The sequence below is a fragment of the Pseudoalteromonas sp. SR45-4 genome (genome assembly GCF_014163535.1).
GTDB lineage: Bacteria > Pseudomonadota > Gammaproteobacteria > Enterobacterales > Alteromonadaceae > Pseudoalteromonas > Pseudoalteromonas nigrifaciens.
Genome location: NZ_JACJDO010000041.1, coordinates 23,255 through 29,987, shown reverse-complemented (window position 1 = coordinate 29,987; position 6,733 = coordinate 23,255). Strand labels below are relative to the sequence as shown.

8 protein-coding genes are annotated in these 6,733 nt (G+C 39.6%); 1 reads left to right on the top strand and 7 read right to left on the bottom strand.

Annotated features, from left to right (window positions below):
• Positions 1-153: 153 nt before the first annotated feature.
• On the top strand, positions 154-1,767 hold the full coding sequence (locus tag H5058_RS15090; RefSeq protein ID WP_089367964.1) for a M28 family metallopeptidase: 1,614 nt from the start codon (positions 154-156) through the stop codon (positions 1,765-1,767).
• An 87-nt stretch (positions 1,768-1,854) separates the two neighbouring features.
• Here the strand turns inward: H5058_RS15090 and H5058_RS15085 are convergent, their stop codons facing one another.
• From H5058_RS15085 to H5058_RS15055, 7 genes are all read right to left on the bottom strand, one after another.
• On the bottom strand, positions 1,855-2,070 hold the full coding sequence (locus tag H5058_RS15085; RefSeq protein WP_011327705.1) for an EF-hand domain-containing protein: 216 nt from the start codon (positions 2,068-2,070) through the stop codon (positions 1,855-1,857).
• A gap of 95 nt (positions 2,071-2,165) precedes the next feature.
• On the bottom strand, positions 2,166-2,378 hold the full coding sequence (locus tag H5058_RS15080; RefSeq protein WP_011327704.1) for a calmodulin: 213 nt from the start codon (positions 2,376-2,378) through the stop codon (positions 2,166-2,168).
• 149 nt (positions 2,379-2,527) lie between these two features.
• On the bottom strand, positions 2,528-2,740 hold the full coding sequence (locus tag H5058_RS15075) for an EF-hand domain-containing protein (protein WP_011327703.1): 213 nt from the start codon (positions 2,738-2,740) through the stop codon (positions 2,528-2,530).
• A 554-nt stretch (positions 2,741-3,294) separates the two neighbouring features.
• Positions 3,295-3,510 (bottom strand): TIGR02450 family Trp-rich protein, encoded by a 216-nt coding sequence (locus H5058_RS15070; RefSeq protein WP_011327702.1) that lies wholly within the window; start codon positions 3,508-3,510, stop codon positions 3,295-3,297.
• A 72-nt stretch (positions 3,511-3,582) separates the two neighbouring features.
• Complete coding sequence (locus H5058_RS15065) at positions 3,583-3,936, bottom strand: cupredoxin domain-containing protein (RefSeq protein ID WP_011327701.1); 354 nt, start codon at positions 3,934-3,936, stop codon at positions 3,583-3,585.
• A gap of 30 nt (positions 3,937-3,966) precedes the next feature.
• A complete protein-coding gene (locus H5058_RS15060) occupies positions 3,967-6,213 on the bottom strand; it encodes a heavy metal translocating P-type ATPase (protein WP_089367963.1) in 2,247 nt (748 codons plus the stop codon).
• Complete coding sequence (locus H5058_RS15055; RefSeq protein ID WP_011327699.1) at positions 6,213-6,647, bottom strand: MerR family transcriptional regulator; 435 nt, start codon at positions 6,645-6,647, stop codon at positions 6,213-6,215. Before H5058_RS15055 ends, H5058_RS15060 begins: the two co-directional genes overlap by 1 nt.
• Between the last annotated feature and the right edge of the window lie 86 nt (positions 6,648-6,733).

Here is a 6,733-nt window from a genome sequence, read left to right as displayed (position 1 = left end):
GTTCTAAGTTCTAAGTTCTAAGTTCTAAGTTCTAAGTTCTAAGTTCAATATTGTGCAACAGCTAAAACTTAAGTCTATAAAATTATATCCTGTATAGACACTTTAAAGTTCGCTGTATATAGTCGAGCTATGTATTACCTACCCTCAGTTATTATGACAATTATAAAAACAACCAGCCTTTTTTTATTTCTAACGCTCATAGGTTGCTCAGAGCAAGCTGCAGACACAACTAAACTTGAGAATTCCCAAGCACTTAGTATTAATAATATTAAGCAGCACATTAAAACACTCGCCTCAGACGAATTTGAAGGTCGTGGCCCCCTTACAGCCGGTGAAGTAAAAACGATTGGTTATTTAACTAAGCAATACCAAGCGTTTGGTTTAAGCGGTGCTTATAACGATAAGTACTTACAACCGGTGAAAATGGCAAAAGTAACTGCTGATCAAAATATGCAATTAACTATTGGTGAGCTCACTTTTAGTGCAGGTAAAGACTTTACTGCCCGTACCGAGCAGCTACAAAGCGTTATTGATGTGCGTAATTCTGACGTGGTATATGTAGGCTATGGTATTAATGCACCAGAATATAACTGGAACGATTATAAAAATCTTGATGTAACAGGCAAAACCGTGGTGGTGTTAGTTAACGATCCTGGCTTTGCAACTCAAGACGACAGCCTGTTTACCGGTAATGCTATGACCTACTACGGTCGTTGGACTTACAAGTATGAAGAAGCGGCTCGTCAAGGTGCTGCTGCCGTTCTTATAGTGCACGAAACTGCACCAGCAGCTTACCCGTGGAGCGTGGTAGAGAGCTCAAATACGGGTACTAAATATACGCTAATTGATGACACCAACAACACCTCAAAACTTCCCGTTATGGGATGGTTACACCTTGAGGCTACCGAGCGCTTATTTAATGCTGCAAACCTTAACTATCAGCAATTAAAACAACAGGCTTTAAATGCTGACTTTAAAGCGCTGCCGCTTAATGTAAAAGCCAACCTGGCTTTTAAAAATGAAGTATCGCATGCAAAATCGCATAACGTAGTAGCACAACTTACCGGTAGCGAGCTGCCAGACGAATACGTTGTAATTAGTGCGCATTGGGATCACTTTGGCACTAAACAAACAGATAGCGGGCCTAAAATTTATAATGGTGCGGTAGATAACGCATCAGGTACAGCCGCCACGCTCGAAATTGCCAGAGTAATGAGTAAAATACATCAACAAACGCCATTTAAACGCTCGATCATTTTTGCCAATTTTACCGCAGAAGAAACTGGCCTAATTGGCTCAGAAGAATTTGCATCTGGTGCGGTGATCCCAACTAAACAAATGGTTGGCTTATTAAATATTGATGGCATGAACGTACTTGACGCTACTGACTATGTTTTACAGTATGGTAAAGGGCTTTCTGAAATGGAAGATTACTTAGCTAAGGCCGCTAAGGCACAAGGTCGAACGGTAAAAATGGATCCTCGCCCGCAAAATGGTTTATTTTTTCGCTCTGATCACTTTTCGCTTTCTAAGCAAGGTGTGCCCAGTTTATTATTTATGAGCCTTGGTGATACCGACCCTGATTACATTACTCATAAGTACCACAAAGAAGCCGATGATTACTCTACCGACTGGTCGCTTGGTGGTGTAGAGCAAGATAGCCAACTGATCATTAATATAGCCACACAGCTGGCTAACAGCAACGATTGGCCAAAGTGGAAAGCAGAGTCTGACTTTAAAACAAAACGTGAGCAAGATAAGCGCTAGCAATTGCGTTTTAAACACACATAAAAAAGCAGCCAATTGGCTGCTTTTTAGTACGTATTATCATTATTTAGTTAGAAATGGGTAGCATTATTGAACTGCTGCAAACTCTTCTTTAGAAAGTTCACCATTACCATCTGCATCTAATTCATCAAATATTTGTGCAAGCTGCGGGTTTGCCTGCGCTTCTGTTTGGCTAATAACGCCGTCGCCATCTGTATCAAATGAGTCGAAGTCTACTGCTGCAAATGCCGCTGAAGATGATGCTAGTGCGATTAGTGCTAATGTCTTATGTAATGTTTTCATTGTGTTATCCTTAAGCTTAAAGCCTGTTTAATAAAAAATAATAAAGTGAAAATCCTTTTCAAAAATCCATATTCTGTAAATTAATGTGCTGAAAATTAATACTCAGCAAATTCTTCTTTAGAAAGCTCACCGTTGCCATCAACGTCAAGCTCTGCAAATTGCTCCATTAACTCAGCGGCAACCGACGCTTCGGCTTGGCTAATTGTGCCACTGCTATCTACATCAAGTGTTTCAAAGTCGGTGCCTGCAAATACTGCAGATGAAGACGCTAATGCCATTAAAACCAGTGTTGATTGTAACTTTTTCATAATTTAATCCTTCAAGTCTATGTAATATAAATGTATTAACTTTCCCATGAACACTTGAATTTCCTTATTATTCTTTATCAAAGGCTCCCTTGCCTATTTAGGTTGTCTTTGGCAACTCAGAATATTAATTGTGTTGTAGGGCTTGAGGCTTATGCCTTAGAAAATTCTTCTTTAGATAACTCACCATTTTGGTCAGTATCAAGCTCAGTAAATTTACTCATAAGCTCTGCATCTACCGACGCTTCTGCTTGGCTAATTGCACCATTACCATCTACATCGAGTGTGTCAAAATCTGTTGCTGCAAAAGCCGCTGATGAAGAAGCTAAAGCCATTAGTACCAGTGTTGATTTAAATGTTTTCATAATGTAATTCCTTCATTGGGTTATGATTTAAGCTGTTTAACTTTAATCTTGTTTTGCTCAATACAGCTTAGGTATTACAACTTCGGTGCCATGTTTTTAAATCACAATAAAAACAGTTACTTATACTTATTTAAGCCGTTTAAGGGTGTTTTATAATGATTTTTTGTTGCTTTTTAGCAACAGTTGTTTGATGTTAAATAATTAAAGCTTAAAAATCATAAGGTTAACTTTAATAAAAAAGACACAACACAGCGCAAATAAGCCACTACTGGCTGCTTTAAGTTGATTTTGTAATAAACCCACCATGAACAATTTACTTTTTATAAATTATTAAATAAAAAACAAACAATAAGGCATTGAAATTTAATAGCTTTTTATAATTAATTTTATTAATTCAGCATTTATGAAGTGTTTTAAAGTAAATGATACTTTTTGTCGCCATTTGGCGAATGCAGTGCACATTAGGATGTGATTAACAGTGAATTGAAACAAAAAACCGCTACATAATCTTAATGCAGCGGCTTTATTATTTTTACGAGAAGTGGAATTAGTTGTTATTTCCAGCCTTGTAACCAATTTTGTGCGTTTTTTAAATCTCGCCAACTAATTGGGTATTGGCTTTTTGAAATTATTGCCTCAGTAACGCACGCAATCACGTTGCTATCCTCATCGTACTCAACCTCTATAATAATAAAGTGTTTTTCTTTATTGATTGCAGGTACTGCAGTCCACTTACTATTAAGTAGCTTTTTAGGGTTTAGTTTATTCATAAAATTGCAAAGTCCAACCAAGCTGTAAATATGATAAGCCAATACGCGCTAACAATACGTTTAGCTCAACTATTACTGCACTATTAGCTTACCTTTATACATTTGCATTTGGCAGTGAAAGTCGTACTCACCTACTTTAAGCTCGGGTATTTTTAAGGTATTAGCATCGCCCATTACGAGGGTTTTACTTATATCAAGCTGTGGAAATATGACTGTTTCGCTACATGGTGCACTATCTTGGCGATCGAAGTTAAGTGTTAACTCTTTACCTGCAACAACTTTAATTTGCGCCGGCTGGTATATACCGTTATCAACCACTATAACTACCTTATTGTCGTTACTTTGCACTTGCTTTGGCTTAAAAAGCCAAAACCAGTACACAATCGCAATTATGAGTAATGCGCCTAATATATTAATCATCAACATAATTATTACTCCTAAATTAAAGGCTTTGGCTTATGATTTTGCTGGTTTAAAAAAGCGTAATCTATTGGCGTTACTAACAACCGTTAGCGATGATAGTGCCATAGCAGCCCCTGCTACTACTGGGTTAAGCAATAATCCAAAAAATGGATATAACAACCCAGCAGCAATTGGAATACCCGCCACATTATAAATAAAGGCACCAAATAGATTTTGCTTAATATTTAAAATGGTCGCGCTACTTACTGCAATTGCATCTGCAAGGCCGTGTAACGATCCGCGCATTAGGGTTATGTCGCCACTTTCTATGGCTATATCAGTGCCTGTGCCAATCGCAAAGCCAACATCGGCTTGTGCTAGTGCCGGTGCATCGTTAATGCCATCGCCCGTCATACCCACTATTTCGCCCTTTGCTTGGCGTTTTATAACTTCATTTACTTTGTCGTCAGGGAGTACTTCTGCAATAAAGTCCTTTATTCCTACTTTTTTAGCAACTGCTTGCGCTGTTGCTTGGTTATCACCTGTGAGCATGACTAAGTGAATGCCTTTATTTTGCAACCGCTTAATTGCTGCAGCTGAGTCTGCTTTAATAGGATCTGCTACAGCAATAATAGCCTGTAGCTGTTGATTAACTGCAAAATACATTGGGGTTTTTGCTTCACTTGCCAATGTTTGTGCCTGCTCGTACGCATCGTCAATTGCAACATGGTATTTATCCATTAAGGCCTTATTACCAAACAACAGCGTTTGTCCATCAAGTGTCCCTATTACTCCTTTACCGGTAAGTGCATCAAAGTCAGTTACTTTACTCAGCGTTAAGTTTAGCGCTTTAGCATAACTTATTATGGCCTCGGCTAATGGATGCTCTGAACTACTCTCTAGGCTAGCAACGTGCTGCATTACTGTGTTTTCATCGCTGTTATTAAAGGTAATAACATCGGTTACCGTTGGCGATCCTTGGGTAATGGTGCCAGTTTTATCTAAAATCATGGTGGTAATTTTAGAAGTTACTTGTAGTGCCTCACCGTTGCGGATCAGTATTCCCGACTCAGCAGCTTTACCTATGCCCACCATTACCGACATTGGCGTTGCTAAACCAAGCGCACACGGACAAGCAATAATAAGCACTGTAGTGACAGCAACTACCGCATAAGCAATTGCTGGCTCAGGGCCAAAGTTTAACCAGGCAAGCCCAGCAAGTATTGCTATTATCATTACCGTGGGAACAAAAATACCCGAAATAACATCTGCTAAACGACCAATTGACGGCTTTGAGTTTTGTGCCCGCTTTACCATATTAATAATATTGGCGAGTGTTGTTTCGCTGCCTATATGGGTCGCTTTGAATAATAATGTTCCGGTTTTATTAATACTACCAGCGACTACCGTATCGCCTATTTGTTTAGTAACCGGCATAGGTTCACCCGTTAGCATTGATTCGTCAACACTACTACTGCCTTCAAGCACTTCGCCATCTACTGATATTTTTTCGCCTGGGCGCACTCGTACCTGATCATTTTTTACTACGTCGCTAATATCAATATCGCGCTCTTGCCCGTCGCGAATAACACGTGCTGTTTTTGGTTGCAGCCCTATTAAACGCTTTATAGCCTCAGAGGTGCGCCCGCGTGCTTTTACTTCTAATGCTAGGCCTAAGCTTATTAAACCAATGATCATTGCTGAGGCTTCAAAGTACACATGCCTTGCCACCTCTGGTAGTAGGTTAGGGGTAATAACGACTACCATAGAATATAACCAAGCAGTACCGGTTCCCAGCGCTATAAGCGTATCCATATTGGCGGCATGGTTTTTAAATGCTTGCCATGCGCCATTGTAAAATTGCTTACCGGCTACGGCCATCACTGCCAACGTGGCTAAACCCACAATAAACCAAGCTATACGTTGAGTCGTGGTTATTACGTTCATATCGAAAATAAGCCCATAAAGCATTAATGGTGCACCTACGCCTAACGCTAATATCATATTGCGCATTAATTTTTTATAATGCGCGTCATCGGCTTTGGCTTTTTCATCGAGCGCATCTTGCTCTGAGTCATTACTCATGGGCTTTGCTTTATAGCCAATGTTTTCTACCGCTGCAATAAGCGCCGCTTCATCCGCTTGCCCTTCCACTTGTACGGTGCGTTGTGCAAAGTTCATTTCTACTCGCTGTGCACCCGATACTGTTTTTAGCGCTTTTTCTATTTTTGCTACGCAGCTGCCACAATTAGCCCCTTCAATAATAAAGTTTTGTGAGCTGCTGTTAATATTATTACTCATTACGCCTCCGGGTTATTTTTTTCAGTGCTAATGGGGTCAACAAATGACTCTATTAAACTACATATATCAGCGCTAGTTGCGCCATCGGGAGAACTTTGCCACTGCTTAACTGCCGCTTGCATTCGTGTGCGCAGCTTAAGTGTTTCTTGAAAAAGAGCTTCGGTTTCGGCTAAGCGTTTAACTATTAGTTTTCGTGTTAATGGGCATGGGCAGTTTCCTTGCTCCGACTCAGTAATAATGTGCTGAATATCTTTAACAGAAAAGCCCAACTGACGAGCATTGATTATAAACTTTAAACGCTGTTGATCAGTTTTTGTATATTCTTGATAACCGTTACTTACACTACGGACTGGTTTGAGCAACTGCATTCGCGTGTAATGGCGAATAGTGTCGGGTGTAACGCTCATTTTATTGGCAAGTTGTTTAACGTACATAGCTCCTCCGTGATAATTCATAGTTTAAAGCTAAATTCATACCTGTAGTGTAAACCTATGTGTCACACATAGGTCAACTTAAATAC